This window comes from Pseudomonas sp. SMN5, assembly GCF_052041925.1.
In the GTDB taxonomy this organism is placed as follows: Bacteria; Pseudomonadota; Gammaproteobacteria; order Pseudomonadales; family Pseudomonadaceae; genus Aquipseudomonas.
In genome coordinates, this window is record NZ_JBKGGX010000003.1 from 327,387 (window position 1) to 353,059 (window position 25,673).

A 25,673-nucleotide genomic window follows, 5' to 3' on the forward strand; every position below is an offset into this window, starting at 1 on the left:
CTCCGGCTGATGAGATCCCAAGTGTGGACCACGATTGGCAATCAGTCGTTCGATCAACCAGATAAAGCCTAAGCTTGTGCAGGGACGGCGCTTTTAGGGCCCCATCCGCGCACCAGCAACCCTCAAGGAGTTCTACATGGCTCAGCTACGCCGCGTCGCGATCATTGGCGGTAACCGCATTCCCTTCGCCCGCTCCAACGGGCCTTATGCCACTGCCAGCAACAAAGCGATGCTGACGGCCGCCCTCGAAGGGCTGATCGAGCGCTACAACCTGCATGGCCTGCACATTGGCGAAGTCGCGGCCGGCGCGGTGCTCAAGCATTCCCGTGACATGAACCTGACCCGTGAATGCGTGCTCGGCTCGCGACTGTCCCCGAGCACTCCGGCCTATGACGTCCAACAGGCGTGCGGCACGGGCTTGGAAACCGTGCTGCTGGTCGCCAACAAGATCGCCCTGGGCCAGATCGATAGCGCTATTGCTGGCGGCGTAGATACCACTTCGGACGCACCGATCGGGGTCAATGAAGGGCTGCGCAAGATCTTCCTGCAAGCCAATCGCGCCAAGACCACCGCCGAGAAGATCAAGGTGTTCCTGCAACTGCGTCCGCAACATCTGGTGCCAGACCTGCCGCGCATCAACGAGCCGCGCACCGGGCTGAGCATGGGCGAGCACTGCGAGTTGATGGCACAGACCTGGCAGATTCCCCGGCAGGAGCAGGATCAGTTGGCCCTGGAAAGCCATCAGAAAATGGCCGCGGCCTACGCCGAAGGTTGGCATAACGACCTGATGACTCCGTTTCTAGGCCTGACCCGGGATAACAACCTGCGCCCGGACCTGACCCTGGAAAAACTCGCGTCCCTCAAACCCGCTTTCGAAAAAAGCGCCAAGGGCACGCTGACGGCTGGAAACTCTACGCCACTGACCGATGGCGCCTCGCTGGTCCTGTTGGGCAGCGAAGAATGGGCCCAGGCCCGTGGTTTGCCGATCCTGGCGTATCTGCGCGACGGTGAAACGGCGGCGGTGGATTTCGTCAACGGCGCCGAAGGGCTGCTGATGGCCCCGGCCTACGCCGTGCCGCGGCTGCTGGCGCGCAATGGCCTGAGCTTGCAGGATTTTGATTACTACGAGATCCACGAAGCCTTCGCGGCCCAGGTGCTGTGCACCCTCAAGGCCTGGGAAGATCCGGACTATTGCAGGACCCGGCTGGGCCTCGATGCACCGCTGGGAGCGATCGACCGCAGCCGCTTGAACATCAAGGGCAGCTCTTTGGCTGCCGGGCATCCGTTCGCTGCCACGGGCGGGCGAATCGTCGCTAACCTGGCCAAGCTGCTCGATGCCGCAGGGCGCGGTCGAGGACTGGTTTCCATCTGCGCCGCTGCCGGCCAGGGGGTGACGGCGATTATCGAGCGTTGAGCAGTGCGTCGCTTGGGCGAGCAGCTTGCGCCCGGTGGCGGCTCGCGTAACGCTCGGCAAGGATCGAGCAGACGATCAACTGCAACGGGTGGTAGATCATGATCGGCAGCAGGATCAAGCCAAGACCTGGGTTGTTGCCGAAAATCAACGCGGCCATCGGCACGCCGGCCGCGAGGGATTTCTTGCTGGCGCAGAACACCGCTGCGACTTCATCGGCGCTGTTGAAGTGCAAGGCCCGGGCGGTGCGGGTGGTTGTCCACAGGATAATCGCCAGCAGTACCGCACTGCCGATCACTGCGCTGAACAACACGCCGTTGCCCTGCTGTTGCCAGATGCCGGAAACCATCGAATTGCAGAACGCGGCGTAGACCAGCAGCAGGATCACCAGTTTGTCGATGATGCTCGTGTAGCGTTTGTAGCGCCCGAAGAAGCCGGCCAGCCAGCGCCGTAGGAACTGCCCGAGCACCAGCGGCAACAGCAACATCAGGCACAGGTCGAGCAGGGTCGAGCCCAGGTCGATGCCACCGGCGCCGCGCCCGACCACCAGGCTGACCAGCAGTGGCGTCAGGACCACCCCCAGCACGCTGGACAGGCTGGCGTTGAGAATCGCCGCTGGCACGTTGCCACCGGCGCTGCCGGTCAGGGCCACCGAGGAAGAAATGGTCGAGGGCAGGGCGCACAAGTAGAAGAAGCCGAGCATCAGCAGCGCCGGTACATGACTGGCCAGCAGCCAGTTGCTCAAGACCCAGATCAACGGGAATACGCCGAAGGTAAAGCCTTGCACCATCATGTGCAGTCGGGTGTTCTTCAGGCCATGGCGGATCTGCTCGCCGGACAGGTTGACCCCGTGCAGGAAGAACACCACGAAGATCCCGATGTTGACCACCCACTCGGCATGCATCGCCCCGCCGCTGGCGCCAAAGGTCGGGAAGAAATAGGCCAGCAACGTGGCGAGCAGCATGCCGCAGAGAAACCAGTCGGTCGCCATGCGTTTGAGGTGTCTGAAAATGTGCATAGGGCACCGCAAGTTGTCAGGAAAGTCGACTTAGCCTAACGTCGTACCCAACAGTCGTCTTGCGACATAAGGCCATTCAATGCCGACTAACGGACACCAACAGCTCGAACGCTCCATTCCCGACCTGACGGAATTGCCCAGGCCGTTGTACGCCCGTGTCGAAAGTTTGCGTGCCGGTTCCTGGACCCAGAACCATCGGCATGACTGGGTGCAGTTTTCCTACGCCATCAGTGGTGTCCTGGGTGTGCACACCGCCGAGGGCAGTTTTTTTGCGCCGCCGCAGCGGGGCATTTGGATTCCGGCCGACTTGGAGCACTACGTCGTGACGTCGACCCGGGCGGAAATGCGCAGCCTTTACGTGCATCGCCAGGCCTGCCCCTGGGCGGACCAGCGCTGCCGGGTGCTTGAAGTCACGCCGCTGGCCCGGGAGCTGATCAAGGTCTTCTGCCAGTTGCCGGCCGATTATCCACAGGGCAATACGCGAGAAGAACGCTTGGTGCAGGTGCTGTTGGACCAGTTGACGACGTTGCCGGAAGTCGGGTTCTCCCTGCCATTGCCGCGGCATGCCCGGCTTCTGGCGCTGTGCAACGAGTTGATCGAGCATCCCGAACAGAACGTCACGTTGCAGGCCTGGGCCGAACGCCTGGGCACCTCGGAGAAAACCTTGATGCGTCTGTTCCAGCGCGAGACCGGCCTGAGTTTTCGCGCCTGGCGTCAGCGTATGCGCCTGTTGTCTTCCCTGGGGCCGCTGGAACAGGGCAACAGTGTCACTCATGCAGCGTTGTCCTGCGGCTACGACTCGACGTCAGCCTTTATCGCCGCGTTCAAGGTGATGTTCGGTTTTACACCGGGGGAATTGTTCAAGGCTTGAGCTGGGCGCAGTCGCCGAAGTTGCCTACGACAGCGGCTGACTCGACTGTCAGCTCTTGTCGCAAATACCCGCGTATTCAGTCACCAACGGCCTATCCGGTCTCGGCTATGATTCGGCTCGGTCGATCTAATCCGGCACATTGTGTGCATCACCGGTTCATAGGTCGGTAACCCCTCCCCGTGGAGCGAGGATTGCCGTATAACGACTGTCATTCGCGTGTTTGGTAATAAAGGACCCTCAATAAAAGCTGATGAAGACTCCAAAACGCATTGAACCCCTGATCGAGGACGGTCTGGTCGACGAGGTGCTGCGCCCACTCATGAGTGGTAAAGAAGCAGCTGTTTATGTGGTGCGCTGCGGCAACGAGCTACGTTGCGCCAAGGTCTACAAGGAGGCGAACAAGCGAAGTTTTCGTCAGGCGGCCGAGTATCAGGAAGGTCGCAAGGTGCGTAACAGCCGTCAGGCCCGGGCCATGGCCAAGGGCTCGAAGTTCGGACGCAAGGAGGCCGAGGACGCCTGGCAGAACGCCGAAGTGGCGGCGCTGTTTCGCTTGGCCAACGCCGGTGTGCGGGTGCCCAAGCCGTACGACTTCCTTGAAGGCGTGCTGTTGATGGAGCTGGTGGCCGATGAGTACGGCGACGCCGCGCCGCGTTTGAATGACGTGGTGTTGGAGCCGGAGCAGGCCCGTGAATATCATGCGTTCCTGATTTCCCAGATCGTGCTGATGCTGTGTACCGGTCTGGTGCACGGCGACCTGTCGGAGTTCAACGTCTTGCTCACGCCGACGGGGCCGGTGATCATCGACCTGCCGCAAGCCGTGGATGCGGCGGGTAACAACCACGCCTTCAGCATGCTGGAGCGGGACGTGGGCAATATGGCGTCTTACTTTGGCCGCTTTGCGCCAGAGCTCAAGCGCACCCGTTATGCGAAGGAAATGTGGGCGCTGTATGAGGCCGGGACTCTGCACCCGGGCAGCGTGCTGACCGGTGAGTTTGCCGAGCCCGATGAGCTGGCGGATGTCGGCGGGGTCATGCGCGAGATCGAAGCGGCCCGCCGGGACGAGGAACGCCGCCAGGCCATCCGCGCCGCGGACGACGCCCCTCCCGGCAAGACCGAAGAACCGCCTCCACCCTGGATGCAGTGATCAAGTGACAAAAAAACCGGCCAAGGCCTGATGCTGTTCTCTAAGGTTTATGACTTGTCGTGGCGAGGGAGCTTGCTCCCGCTGGGCCGGTCCGCGTTCGGGCGTAGAAGCCCCAAAAGCTCGGGACCGCTGCGCGCTCCAGCGGGAGCAAGCTCCCTCGCCACGGGGCGGTGACATCCTGAGTGAACGGTATTGCGGCCAAAGCCGGTTTTTGTGAGCCACAACCTTACGGGGGGGCTGGCGGATTTGATGTTCGGCGCCGATCCCACAGTTTTTCCGGGGTGTGGCTGACTAGTCAGGCTGGCGCGGCTTGTTTGCAACAGCCCGACGCCAGTTCCTTGAGGATCGGGCAGTCTGGGCGGTGGTCGCCGTGGCAGTGGTCCACCAAGTCTTGCAGGGTGTCGCGCAGTTCGGCCAGTTCGCGGATTCTCTGGTTCAGTTCGTCGATGTGCTGTCGGGCCAGGGCCTTGACGTCAGCGCTGGCGCGTTGGCGGTCTTGCCAGAGGGTCAGCAACTTGCCGACTTCTTCCAGGGAAAAACCAAGGTCCCTGGAGCGCTTGATGAAAGCCAGGGTGTGCAGGTCATCGGCGCTGTAGATCCGATAACCGCTTTCGGTGCGATGGGCGGCCTTGAGCAGTCCGATGGATTCGTAATAGCGGATCATCTTCGCGCTCAGGCCACTCTGGCGGGCCGCTTGGCCGATGTTCATCGCTTGTCCTCCAAATGTTCGGGTGTCCAGAATTTCAACAATAACGCATTGCTCACCACGCTGACGCTCGACAACGCCATGGCTGCGCCGGCCAACACCGGGTTGAGCAAGCCGAAGGCGGCCAATGGGATGCCGATCAGGTTATAGACGAAGGCCCAGAACAGGTTCTGGCGGATCTTGGCGTACGTCTTGCGGCTGATGTCCAGCGCCGCCGGGACCAGTCGCGGGTCGCCGCGCATCAGGGTAATACCGGCGGCGTGCATCGCCACGTCGGTGCCGCCGCCCATGGCGATGCCAATGTCCGCAGCGGCCAGGGCTGGGGCGTCGTTGATGCCGTCACCCACCATTGCCACCACCGAATGGCGCTTCAATTGTTGGACGATGGCCGACTTGTCCGCTGGCAACACTTCGGCATGCACGTTGGCGATTCCCAGCGCCTCGGCGACCACCCGGGCGCTGCCGCGATTGTCGCCGGTGAGCAAATGGCTTGCGATATCCCGCTCACTCAACGCTTTTATGGTGGCGCTGGCGCCGGGCTTGAGGGTGTCTCCAAAAGCGAACAACCCCAATACCCGAGGCGGGGCGTCTTGCTCGATCAGCCACGAGAGTGTCCGGCCTTCGGTTTCCCAGGCCTGGGCCGATGCGTCCAGTGGGCCCGGACTCAAGCCCAGTTCATCCAGCAAGCGCCGGTTACCCAGGGCCAGGCGCTGCCCGTCGAGACTGCCTGCTATGCCGCGCCCGGTCAGGGACTGGCTGTCGCTGATGTCCGGCACGTCCAGACCGCGCTCGGCACAGGCGTCCGACACCGCTTTGGCGAGAGGATGTTCACTGCCGCGTTGCAGCGCCCCGGCCTTTTGCAGCAGCGCGTCTTCGTCACCGTCCGTTGCGTGCAAGTGCGCGATGCGTGGCGTGCCGGAAGTCAGCGTGCCGGTCTTGTCGAACACCACCGTCGCGACTTCATGGGCGCGTTCCAATGCCTCGGCATCCTTGATCAGAATGCCGTGACGTGCGGCCACGCCGGTACCGGCCATGATCGCCGTGGGTGTCGCCAGGCCCAAGGCGCAAGGGCAGGCAATTACCAATACGGCGACCGCATTGATCAATGCATTTTCCAGCGGCGCCCCGGATAGCCACCAACCCACCAACGTCGCCAGGGCCAGCAGCAGGACCACGGGAACGAAGACCTGACTGACTTTATCCACCAGTTTCTGAATCGGCGCCTTGGCGGCCTGGGCGTCTTCCACCAGACGGATGATGCGCGCCAGCACGGTTTCCGCACCCAGCGCCTGGGTGCGCACCAACAATCGACCTTCGCCGTTGATGGCGCCTCCGGTGACCCGGTCGCCGGGTTGCTTGGGTATCGGCAGGCTTTCGCCACTGATCAGCGCCTCGTCGGCGTGGCTCTGGCCTTCCAGTACTTCACCATCCACCGGAAAGCGTTCGCCGGGTTTGACCAGCACCAGGTCATTCAAGCGCAAGGCACTGATGGCAACCTCCCGCTCTTGACCTTCGACCACCTGGATCGCCCGCTCCGGCCGCAGCGCTTCTAGGGCCCGGATGGCGCCGGCGGTCTGCCGTTTGGCGCGGCTTTCCAGGTATTTGCCCAACAGCACCAAGGCGATCACCACTGCCGAGGCTTCGAAATACAAATGCGGCATGCTGCCGGGGCGGGCGATGGCCCATTCATAAAGACTCAGGCCATAGCCGGCGCTGGTGCCCAGGGCCACCAGTAGATCCATGTTCCCGGCTCCGGCGCGCACGGCTTTGAAGGCCGCGACATAAAAGCGTGCGCCGAAGATGAACTGCACCGGCGTCGCCAGGGCGAACTGCGCCCAGGCCGGCAACATCCAGTGCACGCCCAGCGGTTGCAGGAGCATGGGCAGCACCAGCGGTATGGACAGCAGGATCGCTAGCATGGGCACCAGTCGTTCGCGGTGCAGTAGGTGGACTTGTGGAGAATGGGGCTGGTCAGTCTGCCAGACCTCGGCGTCATAGCCGGCCCGCTTGACCGCATCGATCAGGATTCGTGGATCGATCTGACCGAGCAACTCCAGGTGGGCGCGCTCGTTGGCAAGATTGACGTTGACGCTGCGCACGCCGCCGATCTTGCCCAGGGCGCGTTCGACCCGACCGACGCACGAGGCGCAGGTCATGCCTTGGATGCTCAAATCCAGGGTGTGCACCGGTACGCTATAGCCAGCCTGTTCGACCGCCTGCATCAAGGCCGGGAGGCTATCTTCCGGCGCCTGGACCCGCGCCTGTTCGGTCGCCAGGTTGACGCTGACGTTGCGGGTCCCGGTAACTTTGTTCAACGCCCGCTCGACCCGCCCGGCGCAGCTGGCGCAGGTCATGCCGGCAATCGGCAGATCGAAAGTGATGGATTCAGACATCGGCCAGGCTCCCTGTAGTGGATGACTACAGGATCAACCTTGCCATGCGGGCAAGGTCAAGTGCCAATCCAAAGGTTGCGCGGACCCTTTGTGGGAGCGAGCTTGCTCGCGAAGGCGTCGGCACATTCGACATCGATGCAAGCTGATCCACCGCTTTCGCGAGCAAGCCCGCTCCCACATGGATCCGGTTGTGTGTCAGTACCCCAGCCCAGTCTGCTTCAGGTACATCCCTTGTTCATTCATGGCGATGCGGTACTTGAGGATATCGCCTGCCCTGAGGGTAATGTTCTGGGAGCCCGGTGCGAGCATGCCCGGGTTGCATCCCGGCGCCTGGCCCGGCAGCAGTTTCAGGCGCAAGGAAAACTGCCCCGGCGGCAGGTTGAAAGAGGTGCTGCCTTCCTGGAACAGGCGCGCCGTGAGCTGGTCTTGAATGTAGACGCCGATTTCGCAAGACGTCGCCACTTCCAGGCGCTCGCGGGAAATGATCAGCACGCCATAATCTTCGCCGGCGGCCGATGCGTGGGGGACCACTGCTGAAAAACCGAGCATGCAAAACAGGCTGAACGCTGACCAGCGCATGGCTGAACCTCCGGTGTTAAATCCTTGATGTGTGCAGCTTGGCTGAGCGCGATGCCGATTGCCAGCCCGGCAGTTTTCGCCAGAACTTGACCTTGCCATGAGGGCAAGCTTGAAACTGGTTTCAACCTCAATCCAGGGAGTCATCTCATGCAGACTTACAACGTTCAGGGCATGTCTTGCGGTCACTGCGTCAAGGCCATTACTCAGGCGGTGCAGGCCAGGGATCCGGCGGCAGATGTACAGGTCGACCTCGGTGCCCACACTGTCCGGGTCCAGAGTTCGCTATCGGCCGAGGCCGTGATGCAGGTCATCAAGGAAGAGGGATACGACATCAGCCCGGCTTGAAGTTTTTTTGATCGTTAGCGACCTATCGGAATGTTCAAGGGTGTCCGGCAGAGCTAGACTGTCGGGCTGTCGAACGACGCCTGACCAGGACGCCTGATGAACCTTCGTATCATTCTGATTCTCGGCGCCTTGAGCGCTTTCGGTCCGTTGGCGATCGATTTCTACCTACCGGCCTTCCCGGCCATGGCCAGCGCCTTCGGGACTGACGAGAAACACATCCAACTGACCCTGGCGGCCTACTTTCTCGGACTGTCCATCGGGCAGTTGGCCTACGGGCCGGTGGCGGATCGCTTCGGCCGACGTATTCCATTGTTGACCGGTGTCGGATTGTTCACCGTGGCATCTGCGGCTTGCGCTTACGCACCGAGCCTGGAGTGGCTGATCGGCATGCGTTTCGTCCAGGCTCTGGGCGGATGTGCCGGGATGGTGATTTCCCGGGCGGTGGTCAGCGACAAATGCGACGCGGTGGGTTCGGCCAAGGTCTTCTCGCAACTGATGCTGGTGATGGGCCTGGCGCCGATCCTCGCACCGATGCTGGGCGGGTTGCTGGTGAACCTGCACGGCTGGCAATCGATCTTCATTGCCCTGACCCTGTTCAGCGCACTGGCAGCGGCGGGCGTGGCCTTGTGGCTGCCGGAAAGCCTGCCGGACCATGTACCTCGGCAACCGTTGTCCGGTGCGCTGCGCCAGTACGGTCGCCTGTTGACTGACTGGGTTTTCCTCGGCCATGCCCTGACGGGGGGCATTGCCATCGCCGGGATGTTTGCCTACATCACCGGCTCGCCGTTCGTCTTCATCAAACTCTACGGGGTACCGGCGGAGCACTTTGGCTGGTTGTTCGGCACCAACGCGGCGGGCTTTATCCTGGTTGCCCAGGTCAATGCCCGGTTGTTGTCCAAGCGTGGTCCGGCGTTCCTGTTGACCCGGGCGGTATGGATTTACCTGGCGGCCGGGTTGAGTCTGCTGGTGGCCTGCTCGCTGAAGCCCATGCATTTGTGGCCATTATTGATCCCGCTGTTCATCTGCATTGCCAGCTTGGGTTGCATCCTTCCCAATGCCTCGGCCTGCGCGATGAACGGGCAGGGCGCCCGGGCCGGCAGTGCGTCGGCGCTGATGGGATGCCTGCAATTTTCCGTGGCCGCCGGGGCCGCCGCCTTGGTGGCGGCGCTGCATGACGGCAGCGCCGTACCGATGGCGTTGGTCATCAGCCTGTGCGGCTTGCTGGTGGTGAGCGCGGCTATGCTGACCCGCCGCCTGCAAAACGCCCGTGCGTTGGCCCAGGCCGCTCACAGGGTTGATTCAGCCCAGGGTTGATTCAGCCGGCCGCGCGCTGCTGATGTTCGGGAATAGGATGGGGCGCGCGAAGTCGCGCTTGCAGGGTGGTGGCAAAGGCTTGGGCCTCGGCCTCAGAGCGGAACGTGACAACGTGCTGGTCAAGGCGCACTTGCCATTGGGATTTTGCCACTTCTTTTATCAGGATCTTCATTGCTGACCTCCTCACGTAAAAGATTGCGTTGCAAAGGCCTCGAGTGTAGACCCGAATGCGATCGCAAATGTGACAAGGGTCAATTCTCGGACTGACGGTTGGGCCGTCCGGCTCAATACCATCTTGTAGATGAAGGCGCTTGTGTGGCGAGGGAGCTTGCTCCCGCTTGGGTGCGTAGCGCCCATATATAGCTGCGCAGCGCCCTCATTAGGGGCTGCTACGCAGCCCAGCGGGAGCAAGCTCCCTCGCCACAATGGACATCTCAAGAAGCCACGCCTTTATCGTGGGTCAGAAACCTTCGAGCACGATTTTGCCCTTGGCCTTGCCGCTTTCCAGCAGCGCATGAGCCCGGCGCAGGTTCTCGGCGTTGATGGTGCCGAAATGCTCGCCGACGGTGGTTTTCAACGTACCGGCGTCGATCAACTGCGCCACGCGATTGAGCAACTTGTGCTGTTCGATCATGTCAGGCGTTTCGAACAGCGAGCGGGTGTACATGAATTCCCAATGCAGCGACAGGCTCTTGCGCTTGAGCTTGGTCACGTCCAGCATCTTGGGATCGTCGATCAATGCCAGTTTGCCTTGGGGGGCCAAGGCTTCCACCAACTGGTCCAGATGCTGGTCGGTCTGGGTCAGGCTGGCGACGTGGGTTACCTGGGGCTGGCCGGCGGCCTTGAGCATGTCGCTCAAAGGTTGGCTGTGGTCGATGACCAGGTCGGCGCCCAACGCCCGCACCCACTCCTGGGTCTGTGGACGGGAAGCGCTGCCTATCACTTTCGAGCCGGTGAGCTGGCGCGCCAGTTGCGTCAGGATCGAACCCACGCCACCCGCAGCGCCGACGATCAACAGGCTCTGGCCCTGGTCTTGGTGGCCTTGCTCGATACCCAGCCGTTCGAACAGCAACTCCCAGGCGGTAATGGCAGTCAGTGGCAGTGCTGCGGCCTCGGCGAAACCCAGGGTCTTGGGCATGTGGCCGACGATGCGCTCGTCCACCAAGTGCAGTTCGCTATTGCCGCCGGCCCGGGCGATGGAGCCGGCGTAGAAGACCTTGTCCCCGGCCTTGAACAGGGTCACTTCGCTGCCCACCGCTTTCACCACGCCGGCCACGTCCCAGCCCAGGACCTTGGCGGCGCCATCTTCCGGCTGGACGTTCTGGCGCACCTTGGTATCCACCGGGTTGACCGAGATGGCCCGCACCTCCACCAGCAAGTCCCGGGGGCCGGCGACAGGTTCCGGCAGTTCGATGTCCTGCAGCGAGAGTGGGTCATTGATGGGCAACGAATGATAGTAGGCGATGGCTTTCATGAAGCGACTCCGTGAGTGAATACAATGGCGCCATGGTTAGCTATTTATCGCCGCGATAAAACCGGCTAAAAGAACAGGCTCTTTCAACATTATTTTGAAAATGGAACGAGCATGCTTCGATTCGATGACTTGCAACTGTTTGTCCGGGCGGCGGACCTGGGCAGTCTCTCGGCCGCCGCCAGGGTCATGGACCTGTCGGCGGCGGTGGCCAGCGCCGCCTTGAAGCGGATCGAGCAGCACCTGGGCGCAAGGTTGCTCGCTCGTTCCACCCGCAGCCTGCGCCTGACCGCCGAAGGCGAGAGCTTCCTCGAATATGCCCGGGCTGCATTGAGCAGCCTGGACGAAGGGCGGCGGTTGTTGACCAGCGGCCAGGACCAGGTCAGCGGCGTGTTGCAGCTGTCCGCGCCCTCGGACCTGGGCCGCAACCTGCTGCTGCCCTGGCTGGATGAGTTTCAGCGCGAGCATCCCGGGCTGACGGTGCGGCTGCTGCTGGGCGACCGCATTGCCGACCTGTTCAAGCAACCGGTGGACATTGCCTTGCGTTACGGCGAGCCCGAGGACTCGAGCCTGGTGGCCTTGCCCGTCGCCGCCGATAACCGCCGGGTACTATGTGCATCCCCTGAGTACCTGGCCCGCCATGGCGAGCCCCGGCAACTGGAGCAGTTGGCTCAGCACAATTGCCTGCTGTACATGCTCGGTAGCCGGGTGCATGACCGCTGGTGTTTTCATGACGGCAAGCGCGAAGTGAGCCTGACCGTCAGCGGTGACCGCTTCAGCGACGATGCCGATGTGGTGCGGCGCTGGGCCGTGGCAGGGGCGGGGATTGCCTATAAGTCGTGGCTGGATGTGTCCACCGATGTGCTTGCCGGGCGCCTGAAGATCCTTTTGCCGCACCTGCAATGCGAGCGCGCGCCGCTCAATCTGCTCTGCGCGCACCGGGCGCAATTGAGCAAGCCGATCAACCTGCTCCGGGAAATGCTCCAGGTTCGCTGCGCTCAGTTGACGGCTCGATTCCCGCGCTCGCCGGGGGCCGGTCAATAGTCGCAGGTAAAAAGAGAATTTTCCCTCACGAACAATCGCCTCCAAAGGTTTCCGGAGGACAGGCAACCCCGATCGTCATGCTTATACTAGCGGCCGCCTGAGTCGGCGCGGCTTCGAACCGCCTCCGGCGGCCTCATCGCCGGTCAATGCGCCAGAGCGGTAGAAGAATGATTCAACAGGGAGTGAATACATGGAACATGCACCTTGCATCAGCCAGATCGCCACGCTGCTGGCTGACCCCAAGCGCAGCGCAATGATGTGGGCGCTGATGGACGGCACGGCCCGGCAGGCCGAAGAGTTGGCCTTGCTTACCGGACTTTCGCCGTCCTCGGCCAGTGCGCACCTTGGGCGCCTATCCGCCGGTGGCCTGTTGAAAGTCGAAGCCCGGGGACGCAAACGGTTTTTCCGCCTTGCAGCCCCCGAGATCGGCGCCGCCGTGGAGGCCCTGGCCAGTGCAACGCTCGCCAGTGCGCCGCGGCAGATTCCGGAGGTCTTCAAGCGCGCAGTCATGGGGGCCAAGGCACCGACCGCCCCCGCTTCGTTGATACGGGCCAGGCTTTGCGATGATCACCTGGGAGGCACCCTGGCCGCCGACCTGTATCAGCGTCTGGTGGACGCCGGCTGGATCGAACAGTACGAGCAGCGCGTAGTCGTCAGCCTCAAAGGGGCCAATGAATTGGCCAGCCACGGTCTGTTCATCCAGGCGTTGGCTCATCGCAACGCGCGCATTGCGTGTGCCTGCCCGGATTGGAGCGAACGTCGTCCGCACCTCGGCGGCGCGTTGGGGGCGGCTTTGCTGCAACTGTTCATGCAATCCGGCTGGCTGAGCCTGCCCAGCGATTCGCGAGCCTTGCAGTTGACGGCGCTTGGCCAGCAGGAACTCCATCGGTTCGCCCGGCAGGAAAGCCTGGAGATGGCGCTCCCGTAAATATCCCTGGCGGCGTCGCCCAGGGCTGTCGGCAGGTCGCATTCAACAATCGCCACCTGTGCGGTTCGCGCACACTCGGTCCGGGGATTTATCCGATTGGGGGAGGCGATATGGACACTCACGGTTACAGCGCGGCAGAGCGCCTGGAGCGATTGCCCGTCAGCGGGTATCACCGGGTCATTTTCATCATCATCGCCCTGGCGTTCTTCTTCGATTCCATGGACCTGGCGATGATGACGTTCCTGTTGGGGTCGATCAAAGCCGAGTTCGGCCTGAGCACGGCCCAGGCCGGATTGCTGGCCAGTTCCAGCTTTTTCGGCATGGTGGTGGGCGCATCGTTGTCGGGCATGCTGGCTGATCGCTTCGGGCGTAAACCGGTGTTCCAGTGGAGCATCGTGTTGTGGGGCGTCGCCAGTTACTTGTGTTCCACGGCCCAGGATCTGCAGACATTGACGTTGTTTCGCATCCTGTTGGGCGTCGGCATGGGCATGGAGTTTCCGATTGCCCAGTCGATGCTTTCGGAACTGATCCCGGCCAGGCGCCGCGGCCGCTACATTGCCCTGATGGACGGCTTCTGGCCGTTGGGTTTCGTCGCCGCAGGCGTGCTGTCGTATTTTCTGCTGCCGGTGATCGGCTGGCGGGACATCTTCCTGGTGCTGGCGATACCGGCGGTGTTTGTCCTGGTGATCCGTTTTTTCATACCCGAGTCGCCGCGCTGGCTGGAACAGGCCGGGCGGGGAGATGAGGCGAACGCGGTGCTGAGCCGAATCGAGGACAAGGTTCGCGCCTCGCTGGGGCGTCAGGATCTGCCGGAACCGATCCGCTTGCCGAGGTTGGCAAGTGCGCCGGGCAACTTCTTTTCCGCTCTGGCCCAGATATGGTCGCCGCTGTACCGCCAGCGCACGATGATGATCTGGAGCGTCTGGTTCTTTGCCTTGCTCGGTTTCTATGGCCTGACATCCTGGCTCAGTGCATTGCTGCAGCAGTCGGGTTTCGCGGTGACTCAGTCGGTGTACTACACGGTGCTGATTTCCCTGGGCGGGATTCCCGGTTTCCTGATGGCGGCCTGGTTGGTGGAGCGTTGGGGACGCAAGCCGGTATGCGTCATCACGCTGCTGGGCGGCGGGGTGATGGCGTTTCTTTATGGCCAGAGCGCGGTGTTCGGTGGCAACGTCGGCCTACTGGTCGGCACCGGGCTGTTGATGCAGTTTTTCCTGTTCGGCATGTGGGCCGTGCTCTACACCTACACGCCAGAGCTTTATCCCACCTCGGCACGGGCCACGGGCTCGGGCTTTGCCTCGGCGGTCGGGCGCATCGGTTCGCTGCTCGGGCCTTTAGTGACCGGGCTGGTGTTTCCCATTACCGGACAGGGCGGGGTGTTCGCCTTGGGCGCACTGTGTTTTGCCGTCGCGGCGGGGGTGGTCTGGTTATTCGGGATGGAGACGCGGGGCAAGACGTTGGAGGAGTTGAGTGAGGGTACGGCGGCCGATTAGGCACTCTACCTGTGGGAGCGAGCTTGCTCGCGATATCGGTGTATCAATCGACATCGATGTTGAATGTCATTCCGTCATCGCGAGCAAGCTCGCTCCCACAGGGGGCAGCTGATCTACGGCTTCACCAACCGCGCATCCAGACTGTTCTGCGCCAGGCGCTTGGCCTGATCCTGGGTCATGCCCAGGTGGGTGTGCAGCGCATGGAAGTTTTCCGTGACATAGCCGCCGAAGTACGCCGGGTCATCGGAGTTCACCGTGACTTTCACACCCCGCTCGAGCATGTCGAGAATGTTGTGCTGCGACATGTCGTCGAACACGCACAGCTTGGTGTTGGACAACGGACACACCGTCAATGGGATCTGCTCGTCGATGATCCGCTGCATCAGTCGCTCGTCTTCGATGGCCCGCACGCCGTGGTCGATGCGCTGAATCTTCAGCAGGTCCAGGGCTTCCCAGATGTACTCGGGCGGGCCTTCTTCTCCGGCGTGGGCGACGGTCAGGAAGCCCTCGTTGCGCGCACGGTCGAAGACTCGCTGGAATTTGCTCGGCGGATGCCCCATCTCCGAACTGTCCAGGCCCACGGCCACGAATGCATCACGGAACGGCAGGGCCTGGTCGAGGGTTTGCTGGGCCTGCTCTTCGCTCAGGTGGCGCAGGAAGCTCAGGATCAGGCCGCTGGTGATGCCCAGCTGCTGTTCACCGTCCTTGAGCGCGGCGGCGATGCCGTTGAGCACCACTTCGAACGGGATGCCGCGGTCGGTGTGGGTCTGCGGATCGAAGAACGGCTCGGTGTGAATGACGTTCTGCGCCTTGCAACGCAACAGGTACGCCCAGGTCAGGTCGTAGAAATCCTGGGAGGTACGCAAGACATCGGCGCCCTGGTAATACAGGTCGAGAAACTCCTGCAGGTTGTTGAAGGCGTAGGCCTTGCGCAGGGTGTCCACGTCGCTCCAGGGCAGGGCGATCTTGTTGCGCTCGGCCAGGGCGAACAGCAGCTCGGGTTCCAGCGAACCCTCCAGGTGCAGGTGCAGTTCAGCCTTGGGCAGGGCGTTCAGCCAGTCATACATAGTCTGTTCTCATCAGTGAATCGATGGCGGGCATTCTACAGGGGCTGGCGGCAATGTCTGGTAAAACCTGACCGGCTGATCCACTAAACTTCGGGTGGCCTGCGCTGGCGAAGAGGGGACATGCCCGACGAAACGTTCGCCGCCCACCACAGTCTAGTAGCTCATGACCCCGTCTACCGTGACAGGCCCGTGATGCTCACTTTTATCAAGCAAGAAAAATTGCTGTTGCTCGCGCTGATCGCCGCGTTTGTCGCCTACCCGTTGGAACACTGGCTGTTGGGCAGCGGGCGGATGGTGGCGTTGGTTGGCGGGCTGGCGCTGATCGGCTTCATCGTCACCGCCTCCATGCGCGTGGCCCATCATGCCGAACTGCTGGCGGAAAAGGTTGGCGATCCTTACGGCACCATGATCCTGACCCTGTCGGCGGTGCTGGTGGAAGTGGTGATCCTGGCGATCATGATGAGCAACGAAGCGTCGCCGACACTGGTGCGGGACACGATCTACTCGGCGGTGATGCTAGACATCAACGGCATTCTCGGGCTGGCGGCGCTGATGGGTGGGATCAAGCATGGCGAGCAGGTCTATAACGACGACTCGGCGCGCACCTACAGCGTGATGATCCTGACCGCCATGGGCGTGTCGATGGTGGTGCCGGAGTTCATACCATCCCAGAGCTGGAAAACCTACTCGGCGTTTACCATCGGCGCGATGATCGTGCTGTACACCCTGTTCCTGCGTATGCAGGTGGGGCCCCACAGTTATTTCTTCAGCTACAGCTACCCGGAAAAACGCCGCAAGAAAGAGCCGGTGGAGAATGAGCCGGCGCCCATCAGCCTGACGTTTTCCATCGGTGCGCTGGTGTTTGGCGTGGTGCTGATCGGAGCGCTGGCCGAGGTCATGTCCAAGGCCATCGACCTGGGGCTGGAAGGCTCGGGGGCGCCGCCGGTGGTCACGGCGATCCTGGTGGCGGCCATTTCCGCCGCCCCGGAAATTCTCACGGCCTTGCGTGCCGCCCTGGCGAACCGCATGCAGTCAGTGGTGAACATCGCATTGGGGGCTTCGTTGTCCACCGTTATCCTGACGGTTCCGGTGATGGAAGCCATGGCGCTCTATACCGGCCAACCCTTCCAGATGGCCATGACCCCGGTGCAGACGGTGATGATCTTCATTACCCTGATCGTCAGTGCCATCAACCTCAACGATGGCGAAACCAATGCCATCGAAGGCATGACTCATTTCGTGTTGTTTGCGACGTTTATCATGTTGTCGTTGCTGGGGCTCTAAATTTGTTAAATGACCCTTGTGGGAGCGGGCTTGCTCGCGAAGGCGGTGTGTCAGTGAAATGAATGTCTGCTGACACTCCGCTTTCGCGAGCAAGCCCGCTCCCACATTGGATTGATGTTGGGTCAGTCGTCGGCAATCAACTCCCGCGCCGCCTGGCTGTGATCGGCAATCAAGCCTTTCAAGTCCAACCCCTCGACCTGGCCGTCAATCACCCGCCATTGCCCGCCGATCATCACCCGATCGGCTCGGTCCGCACCGCACAGCAGCAAGGCCGAGATCGGGTCGTGGCTGCCGGAAAAGCGCAATTCGTCGAGCTTGAACAGCGCCAGGTCGGCCTGCTTGCCCGCTGCCAGCTCACCGATGTCGCTGCGTCCCAGCAGTTGCGCCGAGCCCCGGGTCGCCCAGCCCAGCACGCGTTCTGGCGTGATGGCTTGCGCGCCGTAGCGCAGGCGCTGGATGTACAGGGCCTGGCGGGTTTCGAGGAGCATGTTCGAGGCGTCGTTGGAGGCCGAGCCGTCCACCCCAAGCCCCACTGGAGCGCCGGCGGCGATCAGGTCAAGGGTCGGGCAAATGCCTGAGGCCAGGCGCATGTTGGAGCTGGGGCAATGACAGATGCCGGTGCTGGCGGCGCCCAGTCGGCTGATTTCATCGGGATTGAAGTGAATGCCATGGGCCAGCCAGGTGCGTGGGCCGAGCCAGCCGACGCTGTCCAGATAGTCCACGGTGCGCAGGCCGAAACGTTGCAGGCAGAAGTCTTCTTCGTCGAGGGTTTCGGCCAGGTGCGTGTGCAAGCGGACATCGAGCGTGTGCGCCAGATCGGCGCTGGCGCCCATGATCTCGGGGGTGACTGAAAAGGGCGAGCAGGGCGCCAGGGCAATCTGGATTTGCGCACCTTCGCCACGCTCATGGTATCGGTCAATCAGCCGCTGGCTGTCATCGAGAATTACCTGGCCCTGTTGCACGGTCTGCTGGGGCGGCAAGCCGCCGTCGGCTTCGCCCAGGCTCATGGAGCCGCGGGTCAGCATCGCACGCATGCCCAACTCCCGGACACTTTGAACTTGCACATCAATGGCGTTTTCCAGGCCGTCCGGAAACAGGTAATGGTGATCGGCCGCCGTGGTGCAGCCCGACAGCAGTAACTCGGCCAATGCGACTTTAGTCGCCAAGGCGAGCTTCTTCGGCGTCAGCCGTGCCCACACCGGGTACAGGGTTTTCAGCCATGGAAACAAGGGCTGGTTTACCACCGGTGCCCAGGCGCGGGTCAAGGTCTGGTAGAAGTGATGATGGGTGTTGATCAAGCCCGGCAGGATGACATGCTCGCGGGCATCGAAGATCACATCGCAGGGTTGACCGGGCTGCTCGCCGGCGCGCAGCAGTTCGACGATCACACCGTCATGCAGGACGAGGCCGCCACGGGCATCGAGATCGTTGGCAGTGAAGATAGCGAGGGGGTTTTGTAACCAGGTACGGGTCGCAGGCATGGTGGCCGGCTCCTCTGAAAGTGGGTTCAGGTTAGCCAGCTCAGTGATGCCCTGTCTGCTGATCCAGGGTCGCCGGTGGGGGCAAGGTTCGGAGTTTACTCAGGTTGCTCGGCGAATTTCCAGCGCCGGACGCAGATCAAACTGTGGGAGCGAGCAGGTTCGCTCCCACAGTGGGCAAGCGTTCTATTTACCAGGGAATCGTCTCGCCCTTGTAGTTGACGAAGTGATGCCCGCCCTTGCCGGCGAACGCGTTGACCTGGTCGATCAACCCCCGGGTACTGGTTTCAACGTCGATGTCCGCGCCTTCACCTCCCATGTCCGTCTTGACCCAGCCGGGATGCAGCGAAAGCACGGTCAATGTCTGTTCGCCTAACTGGCTGACAAAGCTGTTGGTCATGGAGTTGAGCGCCGCCTTGCTGGCCTTGTACAGCGCCAGTTCCGGCGCGTCGGGCATGGTCACGCTGCCCAGTACCGAACTCATGAACGCCAGCACGCCGCTGCCTTCGCGGATCTGGCCGACGAAGCGCTGGGCCAGGTTGATCGGTGCCACGGCATTGGTGAAGAACAGTTGACCGACTTCGGCCAGTGTCGCTCCGCCCGGGTTTTGATTGTCCGGCCCTTTGACGCCGGCATTGACGAACAGCAGGTCGAAGACTTCACCCTTGAGCTGCTGGCTCAGGGCGATGACAGCTTGCTGATCGTCCATGTCCAGTTTTTCGATCCGTACCGCGCCCAGCGCTTGCAGAGCTTCGGCGTTCTGCGGGTTGCGCACGGTGGCGGTTACGTTCCAGCCGTCGCCGAGCAGCGTTTTCACCAGACCCAGGCCCAAGCCCCGGGAGGCGCCAATGATCAATGCTTTTTTTGCCGAGTTCATGAGGGGGCATCCTTGAAAGGAAAGGTCACGGATTTAATGGACAACATTGCCCGAGCCATTGTTTCAGCTCGTGACGCAACACGTCAGGTTCAATCATGCTGGTTTCGGACAGGGTGAGATTCTACCGCTATCTTGAGTGGTTAAAAAATGACCAAGCGCCTGCGGGCTATGCCTTTCATGGGGTAGGCGCAGCCATGAACGGCTTATCCACAGGATGCTCCACAGTTATTGTGCGCAAGCCTGATACTCGGGCATAAGCGCCGCGGGGTTTTCTTCTAAAGGTGCTAAACCGTTGCAAGCGGTTGTTTTGTAGATGAAATCAGCCAGCACACGGGAATTTGACCAAAAAATGAACAGCGCCCTGAAAGCCGCATGACAGAAGGGTTGCAGGCGAATGTGCTCAGGTTATCCACAGCCGGGTGCACAGTGGATGTGGGCAAGTTGAACGATTGCGCGATGCGATCTCAACGGGTCAGAAGGATCCGCCCACGGCTCAGGTCGGCCAGCTGCTTTTGCAATGCCTGGATGTGCGCCTCGCCTACGGCTATCTGCAACTCCACGCCGTTGGCGGTGAAGCTTTCTTCAGTCACCAAGCCGCCACATTCGGCGACGCGCAGCTTCACCAGGGGCAGCTCGGCGAATCCACAGGCACAGCGCAATGCCACGCGGCTGATCAGTTCGATCTTCTCGGCATTTTGCAGGCATTTGTTCGCGCCGCCGCCGTAAGCCCGGGCCAACCCACCCGTGCCCAACTGAATGCCGCCGTACCAGCGGATCACCAGCACCACGACTTGATCACAGGACTGCGCTTCGATGGCGGCCAGGATCGGCCGCCCAGCGGTGCCACCGGGTTCGCCATCGTCGTTGCTGCGGTATTGATCGCCGAGCTTCCAGGCCCAGCAATTGTGCGTGGCGTCCAGGTCGCTGTGTTGTTCGATGAAGGACTGGGCTTCAGCGGGGCTGGTAATGGGCGCGGCGAGGGTGATGAAGCGGCTTTTGCGAATCTCTTCGCGGTACTCGCAAAAACCGGCAAGGGTAAAGGGCATGGGAAAATCTTAAAGAACAGGGTTGAGGCCGCAGCCCTTGAGAATGATGCGAATCAGGTTGTCGCCGGCCTCGATCATGTCTTGCTTGGTCAGCTTGCTGCGACCGGTCACGCGGCAGATCTGGGTGGCGAAGTCGGCGTAGTGCTGGGTGCTGCCCCAGAGCAGGAAGATGAGGTGAACCGGGTCGACCGGATCCATTTTGCCCGCATCGATCCAGGCCTGGAACACGGCGGCCCGGCCGCTGAACCAGACGCGGTAGTCCTGGTTGAAATATTCGCTCAGGCATTCGCCTCCGCTGATCACTTCCATGGCAAACAACCGCGATGCCTGGGGTTGGCGACGGGAGAATTCCATCTTGGCGCGGATATAGCGGGTCAGGGCCTCGGCCGGATCGTCTTCGGCGGTCAGGGTGTTGAAGGTGCTGTCCCACAACTCAATGATATTACTCAACACCGCCACGTACAGACCGAGTTTGTTGGTGAAGTAATAATGCAGGTTAGCCTTGGGCAGCCCGGCCCGCAGGGCGATGGCGTTCATGCTGGTGCCCTTGAACCCGTGGCGGGCGAATTCATCTTCGGCGGCCTTGAGAATGGTCTCTTCGTTCTTTTGACGAATGCGACTGGTGGGCTTGCCACCGTGGGCAGGGACTTCAAAGGTCATGGACGTTTCCGGGCTGGGTCTGTGGGGCAAGCAAATGCGTTGATAGCGCACCGGCGGCGATCCGACAAGTGCCATGGTTATAAAAGCACTTCAATGGGACTGGTCAGATCCTGGTGGGAGCGGGCTTGCTCGCGAATGCGGACTCGCATGCGACCTATATTCGACTGGTAAACCACCTTCGCGAGCAAGCCCGCTCCCACAAAAGAAAAGGCTCAGCGAGTCGCTGCCAGGCTTTCGAGAAAACTTTCCAGCACCAGGTGAGGCCGCCTGCCCTTACGAGTGACCGAGGCCAGGCTCAGGTCATAAAAACGTGTCGCAGGTTTCAAGGCCCGCAACCGGCCTTGCTGGACCCAGAGATTGGCGTAGTGATCCGGCAAGTAGCCGATGTAGCGCCCGGTGAGAATCAGGAACGCCATGCCTTCGCGGTCCGATGCGCTGGCGGTGCAATTGAGCGCCTGATAATGGGCCTGGATCTCGGCGGGTAAGCGGAAGGTTGGGGCAATGGCGTCCTGGCTGTTCAGCCGGGCATCTTCCAGTTGTTGGTCATCGGCGTAGAACAATGGATGCCCGACCGCGCAGTACAGCAGCGACCGTTCGCTGTAGAGCGGTTGGTATTCGAGCCCCGACAAGGCACTGGCCTGGGGGACCACGCCAACATGCAGTCGGCCGTCAAGCACGCCCTGCTCGACTTCGTTGGGGGCGATCATGCGGATCTGAATCTGCACATCAGGGCCGCGCTCTTTCAATTGGGCCAGCGCGTGGGTGATGCGCATGTGGGGCAGAGTGACGAGGTTGTCCGTCAGGCCGATTGTCAGCTCGCCGCGCAAATGCTGGTGCAGCCCGTTGACCTCAGTGCGAAAGCTCTCCAGCGCACTTAGTAGTTGCAACGCCGACTGATACACCTCACGGCCTTCCTCGGTCAGAGAGAAGCCCGCGCGTCCACGCTGACACAGCCGCAAGCCGAGGCGTTGTTCGAGGTCGCTCATTTGCTGGCTGATGGCCGAGCGACCAATACCCAGCACCGTTTCGGCCGCAGAGAACCCGCCACACTCCACTACGCTGCGAAAAATCCGCAGCAGGCGGATATCAAAGTCGCTGACCTGGGCCAGTGGATCGGGACGGCGAACGCTCATTGTTTAGTGATCCGCTGACTGAAGGTTAGAAAAGTTGGATTTCCCGGACTCTATCGCCGTGGCAACTTAGCTTCAAGAACGCTTTCGATTCCTGCTGCTTTTCTTCTGCGAGGTTTTGTCGATGAACATGCCCGAACACGCTGCCGGCTCTCTGGCCAGCCAGCTCAAGCTTGATGCCCACTGGATGCCCTATACCGCCAACCGTAATTTCCAGCGCGACCCGCGCCTGATTGTGGGCGCCGAGGGCAGTTGGCTGGTGGACGACAAGGGGCGCAAGGTCTACGACTCGCTGTCGGGCCTGTGGACCTGCGGCGCCGGGCACACTCGCAAGGAGATCCAGGAAGCGGTCGCCGAACAACTGGGCACTCTCGATTATTCGCCGGGCTTCCAATACGGCCATCCGCTGTCGTTCCAACTGGCGGAAAAAATTACCAGCCTGACCCCGGGCAATCTCAATCATGTGTTCTTCACCGACTCAGGTTCGGAGTGCGCTGATACAGCGGTGAAAATGGTCCGTGCCTACTGGCGCCTCAAGGGGCAATCGACCAAGACCAAGATGATCGGCCGCGCCCGTGGCTACCACGGTGTGAACATCGCCGGCACCAGCCTGGGCGGCGTCAGTGGCAACCGCAAACTGTTCGGCCAGGCCATGCACGATGTCGATCATTTGCCCCACACCTTGCTGGCGAGCAACGCCTATTCGCGTGGCATGCCGAAAGAGGGCGGTATCGCCCTGGCCGATGAGCTGCTCAAACTGATCGAATTGCATGATGCTTCCAATATTGCGGCGGTCTTCGTTGAGCCGATGGCCGGTTCCGCCGGGGTGCTGGTGCCACCTGAAGGCTATCTCAAGCGCCTGCGGGAAATCTGCGACCAGCACAGCATCCTTTTGGTGTTCGACGAAGTGATTACCGGTTTCGGGCGCACCGGTTCGATGTTCGGCGCGCAAAGCTTCGGCGTGACCCCCGACCTGATGTGCATCGCCAAGCAAGTCACCAACGGTGCGATCCCCATGGGCGCGGTGATTGCCAGCACCGAGATCTACCAGACCTTCATGAACCAACCGACGCCTGAATATGCGGTGGAGTTTCCTCACGGCTACACGTACTCGGCGCATCCGGTGGCGTGCGCGGCAGGCTTGGCAGCGTTGGATCTGTTGCAGAAGGAAAATCTGGTGCAAAGCGTGGCCGAGGTAGCGCCGCATTTCGAGAACGCCTTGCATGGTTTGAAGGGTTCGAAAAACGTCATCGATATTCGCAACTATGGCCTGGCCGGGGCGATCCAGATTGCACCGCGCGATGGCGATGCGATTGTGCGCCCATTCGAGGCGGGTATCGCGCTGTGGAAAGCCGGGTTCTACGTGCGGTTCGGCGGCGACACCTTGCAGTTCGGACCAACCTTCAACAGCAAGCCGCAGGATCTGGATCGCTTGTTCGATGCGGTCGGTGAAGTGCTGAACAAGCTCGACTGACGCACTTCTTCCTTAACAAGTTGAATCAAGGGCGTCTGGTTACGGGCGCCTGTGGATAAAAATCTGGAGTCCCCATGAGCCTCATCCCGCACCTGATCAATGGCGAACTGCTGAGCGACAGCGCCCGTACTGCCGATGTGTTCAATCCATCGACCGGTCAGGCGATTCATAAAGTGCCGCTGGCCGACCGCGTGACCATCCAGCAAGCCATCGACGCCGCCAGCGCGGCTTATCCGGCCTGGCGCAAGACACCAGCGGCCAAACGCGCGCAGGTGATGTTTCGTTTCAAGCAATTGCTGGAGCAGAACGAGTCGCGCATCGCGCAACTGATCAGCGAAGAGCATGGCAAGACCCTGGAAGACGCAGCCGGTGAACTCAAGCGTGGCATCGAGAACGTTGAGTTCGCCTGTGCGGCGCCGGAAATTCTGAAAGGCGAATACAGCCGCAACGTAGGACCGAATATCGACGCTTGGTCAGACTTCCAGCCCTTGGGTGTGGTGGCGGGCATCACGCCGTTCAATTTCCCGGCCATGGTGCCGTTGTGGATGTATCCGCTGGCAATCGTCTGTGGCAACTGCTTCATCCTCAAGCCGTCCGAGCGCGATCCGAGTTCGACGCTGTTGATTGCCCAGTTGTTGTTAGAAGCCGGGCTGCCCAAGGGCGTGTTGAGCGTGGTGCATGGTGATAAAGCTGCGGTGGACGCACTGATCGAAGCGCCGGAGGTGAAGGCGCTGAGCTTTGTCGGCTCGACACCGATCGCCGAATACATCTATGCCGAGGGCACTCGGCGCGGTAAACGCGTCCAGGCGCTGGGCGGGGCGAAGAACCATGCGGTGCTGATGCCGGATGCCGACCTGGATAACGCGGTCAGCGCGCTGATGGGCGCGGCGTACGGTTCTTGCGGTGAGCGTTGCATGGCGATTTCGGTGGCGGTGTGTGTCGGTGACCAAGTGGCTGATGCGTTGGTCTCCAAGTTGGTGCCACAGATCCAGGCGCTGAAAATCGGTGCAGGTACGTCTTGTGGGTTGGACATGGGCCCCCTAGTTACCGGTCAGCACCGGGATAAAGTCAGTGGCTATATAGAAGACGGCGTCGCGGCGGGTGCGTCGCTGATCGTCGACGGCCGCGGCCTGAGTGTGGCGGGCAATGAAGAAGGCTTCTTCCTGGGTGGTTGCCTGTTTGACCGCGTTACGCCAGAGATGCGCATCTATAAAGAAGAGATCTTTGGGCCGGTACTGTGTATCGTCCGGGTCAACAGCCTGGAAGAGGCGATGCAGCTGATCAACGATCATGAATACGGCAACGGCACTTGCATCTTTACCCGGGATGGCGAGGCGGCGCGGTTGTTCTGTGACGAGATCGAAGTGGGCATGGTGGGCGTCAACGTTCCATTGCCGGTGCCGGTTGCGTATCACAGCTTTGGCGGCTGGAAGCGCTCGCTGTTCGGCGATCTGCATGCTTATGGCCCCGACGGTGTACGCTTCTATACGCGTCGCAAGGCGATTACCCAGCGCTGGCCGCAGCGTGCCAGTCATGAAGCGTCGCAGTTCGCGTTTCCGAGTTTGTAATCGGTAGATAAAGAGGCCGGCACTTTATAAGCGCCGGCTTCTTTGTTTGCAGGGGTTCCTGATCGATGTGACAGAAATATTGAAATAGGAGTTGACGGCAGATTTCAGGTGTCTATAATTCGCCCCACTTCCGGCGCAGTCGAAACGGAAAACTCCTTGAAATTCAATGAGTTACTTAGTTTTCGATGGCGGCTTGCTTCAGTTCATCGAAGCCTGGAAGGAGTCGATAGGGCGGTGTGGTAATGCCCGTTGACGGTTCGATCCTCTCGGTCGAAAGCGGTGAAAAAGAGGTGTTGACAGCAGCGACTAACGCTGTAGAATTCGCCTCCCGCTAACGAGAGATCGGAAGCGCAAGTGGTTGAAGTTGTTGTG

23 protein-coding genes are annotated in these 25,673 nt (G+C 61.4%); 11 read left to right on the top strand and 12 right to left on the bottom strand.

Features of this window, described 5'->3' with window-relative positions; all coding sequences use genetic code 11:
• The first annotated feature begins 136 nt into the window (after nucleotides 1-136).
• Entirely contained in the window at nucleotides 137-1,414 is a 1,278-nt protein-coding gene (locus ACLEJR_RS04810; RefSeq protein WP_440812478.1) for an acetyl-CoA C-acetyltransferase, read from the top strand.
• Here the strand turns inward: ACLEJR_RS04810 and ACLEJR_RS04815 are convergent.
• A complete protein-coding gene (locus ACLEJR_RS04815) occupies nucleotides 1,401-2,429 on the bottom strand; it encodes a bile acid:sodium symporter family protein (protein ID WP_440812480.1) in 1,029 nt (342 codons plus the stop codon). The two genes, ACLEJR_RS04810 and ACLEJR_RS04815, sit on opposite strands and share 14 nt — an antisense overlap.
• A 79-nt stretch (nucleotides 2,430-2,508) precedes the next feature.
• Between ACLEJR_RS04815 and ACLEJR_RS04820 the strand changes: the two genes are divergently transcribed.
• Nucleotides 2,509-3,300, top strand: coding sequence for an AraC family transcriptional regulator (locus ACLEJR_RS04820; protein WP_440812483.1), 792 nt, complete (start codon nucleotides 2,509-2,511; stop codon nucleotides 3,298-3,300).
• 250 nt (nucleotides 3,301-3,550) lie between these two features.
• Entirely contained in the window at nucleotides 3,551-4,444 is an 894-nt protein-coding gene (locus tag ACLEJR_RS04825) for a PA4780 family RIO1-like protein kinase (protein ID WP_440796605.1), read from the top strand.
• A 295-nt stretch (nucleotides 4,445-4,739) separates the two neighbouring features.
• On the opposite strand, the gene cueR is transcribed toward ACLEJR_RS04825, so the two are convergent.
• From cueR to ACLEJR_RS04840, 3 genes are all read right to left on the bottom strand, one after another.
• Nucleotides 4,740-5,153 carry a Cu(I)-responsive transcriptional regulator gene (cueR, locus tag ACLEJR_RS04830; RefSeq protein WP_440796606.1) on the bottom strand — a complete coding sequence of 138 codons (414 nt, stop codon included), beginning with the start codon at nucleotides 5,151-5,153 and terminating at the stop codon, nucleotides 4,740-4,742.
• Entirely contained in the window at nucleotides 5,150-7,543 is a 2,394-nt protein-coding gene (locus tag ACLEJR_RS04835; protein ID WP_440812485.1) for a heavy metal translocating P-type ATPase, read from the bottom strand. Before ACLEJR_RS04835 ends, cueR begins: the two co-directional genes overlap by 4 nt.
• Before the next feature lie 195 nt (nucleotides 7,544-7,738).
• Nucleotides 7,739-8,122, bottom strand: coding sequence for a hypothetical protein (locus ACLEJR_RS04840; RefSeq protein ID WP_440796608.1), 384 nt, complete (start codon nucleotides 8,120-8,122; stop codon nucleotides 7,739-7,741).
• 147 nt (nucleotides 8,123-8,269) lie between these two features.
• On the opposite strand from ACLEJR_RS04840, the gene ACLEJR_RS04845 reads away from it, so the two are divergent.
• Both ACLEJR_RS04845 and ACLEJR_RS04850 read left to right on the top strand, forming a co-directional pair.
• Complete coding sequence (locus tag ACLEJR_RS04845) at nucleotides 8,270-8,467, top strand: heavy-metal-associated domain-containing protein (protein WP_440796609.1); 198 nt, start codon at nucleotides 8,270-8,272, stop codon at nucleotides 8,465-8,467.
• A gap of 96 nt (nucleotides 8,468-8,563) precedes the next feature.
• The gene (locus tag ACLEJR_RS04850; RefSeq protein ID WP_440812488.1) at nucleotides 8,564-9,781 is read left to right on the top strand and encodes a multidrug effflux MFS transporter; all 1,218 of its coding nucleotides are present in this window, start codon (nucleotides 8,564-8,566) and stop codon (nucleotides 9,779-9,781) included.
• Between the two features lies 1 nt (nucleotide 9,782).
• Here ACLEJR_RS04850 and ACLEJR_RS04855 read toward each other — a convergent pair whose 3' ends face one another.
• Both ACLEJR_RS04855 and ACLEJR_RS04860 read right to left on the bottom strand, forming a co-directional pair.
• Nucleotides 9,783-9,953 (bottom strand): hypothetical protein, encoded by a 171-nt coding sequence (locus ACLEJR_RS04855; protein WP_440796611.1) that lies wholly within the window; start codon nucleotides 9,951-9,953, stop codon nucleotides 9,783-9,785.
• 288 nt (nucleotides 9,954-10,241) lie between these two features.
• Nucleotides 10,242-11,255 carry a zinc-binding alcohol dehydrogenase family protein gene (locus ACLEJR_RS04860; RefSeq protein ID WP_440812489.1) on the bottom strand — a complete coding sequence of 338 codons (1,014 nt, stop codon included), beginning with the start codon at nucleotides 11,253-11,255 and terminating at the stop codon, nucleotides 10,242-10,244.
• Nucleotides 11,256-11,366: 111 nt separating this feature from the next.
• Between ACLEJR_RS04860 and ACLEJR_RS04865 the strand changes: the two genes are divergently transcribed.
• From ACLEJR_RS04865 to ACLEJR_RS04875, 3 genes are all read left to right on the top strand, one after another.
• Entirely contained in the window at nucleotides 11,367-12,296 is a 930-nt protein-coding gene (locus ACLEJR_RS04865) for a LysR family transcriptional regulator (RefSeq protein WP_440796613.1), read from the top strand.
• A gap of 190 nt (nucleotides 12,297-12,486) precedes the next feature.
• Nucleotides 12,487-13,224: an ArsR/SmtB family transcription factor gene (locus ACLEJR_RS04870; protein WP_440796614.1), complete on the top strand. Its 738-nt coding sequence runs from the start codon at nucleotides 12,487-12,489 to the stop codon at nucleotides 13,222-13,224.
• Between the two features lie 110 nt (nucleotides 13,225-13,334).
• A complete protein-coding gene (locus tag ACLEJR_RS04875; protein ID WP_440812491.1) occupies nucleotides 13,335-14,717 on the top strand; it encodes an MFS transporter in 1,383 nt (460 codons plus the stop codon).
• A 113-nt stretch (nucleotides 14,718-14,830) separates the two neighbouring features.
• Here the strand turns inward: ACLEJR_RS04875 and ACLEJR_RS04880 are convergent, their stop codons facing one another.
• Nucleotides 14,831-15,784, bottom strand: a complete 954-nt coding sequence (locus ACLEJR_RS04880; protein ID WP_440796616.1) for an adenosine deaminase — start codon at nucleotides 15,782-15,784, stop codon at nucleotides 14,831-14,833.
• Nucleotides 15,785-15,976: 192 nt separating this feature from the next.
• Here ACLEJR_RS04880 and ACLEJR_RS04885 point away from each other — a divergent pair, with 192 nt between their 5' ends.
• Nucleotides 15,977-17,068, top strand: coding sequence for a calcium:proton antiporter (locus ACLEJR_RS04885; RefSeq protein ID WP_440812521.1), 1,092 nt, complete (start codon nucleotides 15,977-15,979; stop codon nucleotides 17,066-17,068).
• 122 nt (nucleotides 17,069-17,190) lie between these two features.
• Here the strand turns inward: ACLEJR_RS04885 and ACLEJR_RS04890 are convergent, their stop codons facing one another.
• From ACLEJR_RS04890 to ACLEJR_RS04910, 5 genes are all read right to left on the bottom strand, one after another.
• Nucleotides 17,191-18,549, bottom strand: coding sequence for an 8-oxoguanine deaminase (locus ACLEJR_RS04890; RefSeq protein WP_440812494.1), 1,359 nt, complete (start codon nucleotides 18,547-18,549; stop codon nucleotides 17,191-17,193).
• Nucleotides 18,550-18,736: 187 nt separating this feature from the next.
• On the bottom strand, nucleotides 18,737-19,423 hold the full coding sequence (locus ACLEJR_RS04895; protein ID WP_440796618.1) for an SDR family oxidoreductase: 687 nt from the start codon (nucleotides 19,421-19,423) through the stop codon (nucleotides 18,737-18,739).
• Nucleotides 19,424-19,887: 464 nt separating this feature from the next.
• Nucleotides 19,888-20,469 (bottom strand): IMPACT family protein, encoded by a 582-nt coding sequence (locus ACLEJR_RS04900; protein ID WP_440796619.1) that lies wholly within the window; start codon nucleotides 20,467-20,469, stop codon nucleotides 19,888-19,890.
• 9 nt (nucleotides 20,470-20,478) lie between these two features.
• Nucleotides 20,479-21,129, bottom strand: a complete 651-nt coding sequence (locus ACLEJR_RS04905; protein ID WP_440796620.1) for a TetR/AcrR family transcriptional regulator — start codon at nucleotides 21,127-21,129, stop codon at nucleotides 20,479-20,481.
• A 212-nt stretch (nucleotides 21,130-21,341) separates the two neighbouring features.
• Complete coding sequence (locus tag ACLEJR_RS04910) at nucleotides 21,342-22,262, bottom strand: LysR family transcriptional regulator (RefSeq protein ID WP_440796621.1); 921 nt, start codon at nucleotides 22,260-22,262, stop codon at nucleotides 21,342-21,344.
• A gap of 121 nt (nucleotides 22,263-22,383) precedes the next feature.
• Here ACLEJR_RS04910 and ACLEJR_RS04915 point away from each other — a divergent pair, with 121 nt between their 5' ends.
• Nucleotides 22,384-23,733, top strand: a complete 1,350-nt coding sequence (locus ACLEJR_RS04915) for an aspartate aminotransferase family protein (RefSeq protein WP_440796622.1) — start codon at nucleotides 22,384-22,386, stop codon at nucleotides 23,731-23,733.
• A gap of 74 nt (nucleotides 23,734-23,807) precedes the next feature.
• Nucleotides 23,808-25,301, top strand: a complete 1,494-nt coding sequence (locus ACLEJR_RS04920) for a CoA-acylating methylmalonate-semialdehyde dehydrogenase (RefSeq protein WP_440812496.1) — start codon at nucleotides 23,808-23,810, stop codon at nucleotides 25,299-25,301.
• The last annotated feature ends 372 nt before the right edge of the window (nucleotides 25,302-25,673 follow it).

Excerpts from the sequence above, each read along its gene's own strand:
- ACLEJR_RS04810 (WP_440812478.1), top strand. The coding sequence starts at position 137 with ATGGCTCAGCTACGCCGCGTCGCGATCATTGGCGGTAACCGCATTCCC.
- ACLEJR_RS04815 (WP_440812480.1), bottom strand. The coding sequence starts at position 2,429 with ATGCACATTTTCAGACACCTCAAACGCATGGCGACCGACTGGTTTCTC.
- ACLEJR_RS04820 (WP_440812483.1), top strand. The coding sequence starts at position 2,509 with ATGCCGACTAACGGACACCAACAGCTCGAACGCTCCATTCCCGACCTG.
- ACLEJR_RS04825 (WP_440796605.1), top strand. The coding sequence starts at position 3,551 with ATGAAGACTCCAAAACGCATTGAACCCCTGATCGAGGACGGTCTGGTC.
- cueR (WP_440796606.1), bottom strand. The coding sequence starts at position 5,153 with ATGAACATCGGCCAAGCGGCCCGCCAGAGTGGCCTGAGCGCGAAGATG.
- ACLEJR_RS04835 (WP_440812485.1), bottom strand. The coding sequence starts at position 7,543 with ATGTCTGAATCCATCACTTTCGATCTGCCGATTGCCGGCATGACCTGC.
- ACLEJR_RS04840 (WP_440796608.1), bottom strand. The coding sequence starts at position 8,122 with ATGCGCTGGTCAGCGTTCAGCCTGTTTTGCATGCTCGGTTTTTCAGCA.
- ACLEJR_RS04845 (WP_440796609.1), top strand. The coding sequence starts at position 8,270 with ATGCAGACTTACAACGTTCAGGGCATGTCTTGCGGTCACTGCGTCAAG.
- ACLEJR_RS04850 (WP_440812488.1), top strand. The coding sequence starts at position 8,564 with ATGAACCTTCGTATCATTCTGATTCTCGGCGCCTTGAGCGCTTTCGGT.
- ACLEJR_RS04855 (WP_440796611.1), bottom strand. The coding sequence starts at position 9,953 with ATGAAGATCCTGATAAAAGAAGTGGCAAAATCCCAATGGCAAGTGCGC.
- ACLEJR_RS04860 (WP_440812489.1), bottom strand. The coding sequence starts at position 11,255 with ATGAAAGCCATCGCCTACTATCATTCGTTGCCCATCAATGACCCACTC.
- ACLEJR_RS04865 (WP_440796613.1), top strand. The coding sequence starts at position 11,367 with ATGCTTCGATTCGATGACTTGCAACTGTTTGTCCGGGCGGCGGACCTG.
- ACLEJR_RS04870 (WP_440796614.1), top strand. The coding sequence starts at position 12,487 with ATGGAACATGCACCTTGCATCAGCCAGATCGCCACGCTGCTGGCTGAC.
- ACLEJR_RS04875 (WP_440812491.1), top strand. The coding sequence starts at position 13,335 with ATGGACACTCACGGTTACAGCGCGGCAGAGCGCCTGGAGCGATTGCCC.
- ACLEJR_RS04880 (WP_440796616.1), bottom strand. The coding sequence starts at position 15,784 with ATGTATGACTGGCTGAACGCCCTGCCCAAGGCTGAACTGCACCTGCAC.
- ACLEJR_RS04885 (WP_440812521.1), top strand. The coding sequence starts at position 15,977 with ATGCTCACTTTTATCAAGCAAGAAAAATTGCTGTTGCTCGCGCTGATC.
- ACLEJR_RS04890 (WP_440812494.1), bottom strand. The coding sequence starts at position 18,549 with ATGCCTGCGACCCGTACCTGGTTACAAAACCCCCTCGCTATCTTCACT.
- ACLEJR_RS04895 (WP_440796618.1), bottom strand. The coding sequence starts at position 19,423 with ATGAACTCGGCAAAAAAAGCATTGATCATTGGCGCCTCCCGGGGCTTG.
- ACLEJR_RS04900 (WP_440796619.1), bottom strand. The coding sequence starts at position 20,469 with ATGCCCTTTACCCTTGCCGGTTTTTGCGAGTACCGCGAAGAGATTCGC.
- ACLEJR_RS04905 (WP_440796620.1), bottom strand. The coding sequence starts at position 21,129 with ATGACCTTTGAAGTCCCTGCCCACGGTGGCAAGCCCACCAGTCGCATT.
- ACLEJR_RS04910 (WP_440796621.1), bottom strand. The coding sequence starts at position 22,262 with ATGAGCGTTCGCCGTCCCGATCCACTGGCCCAGGTCAGCGACTTTGAT.
- ACLEJR_RS04915 (WP_440796622.1), top strand. The coding sequence starts at position 22,384 with ATGAACATGCCCGAACACGCTGCCGGCTCTCTGGCCAGCCAGCTCAAG.
- ACLEJR_RS04920 (WP_440812496.1), top strand. The coding sequence starts at position 23,808 with ATGAGCCTCATCCCGCACCTGATCAATGGCGAACTGCTGAGCGACAGC.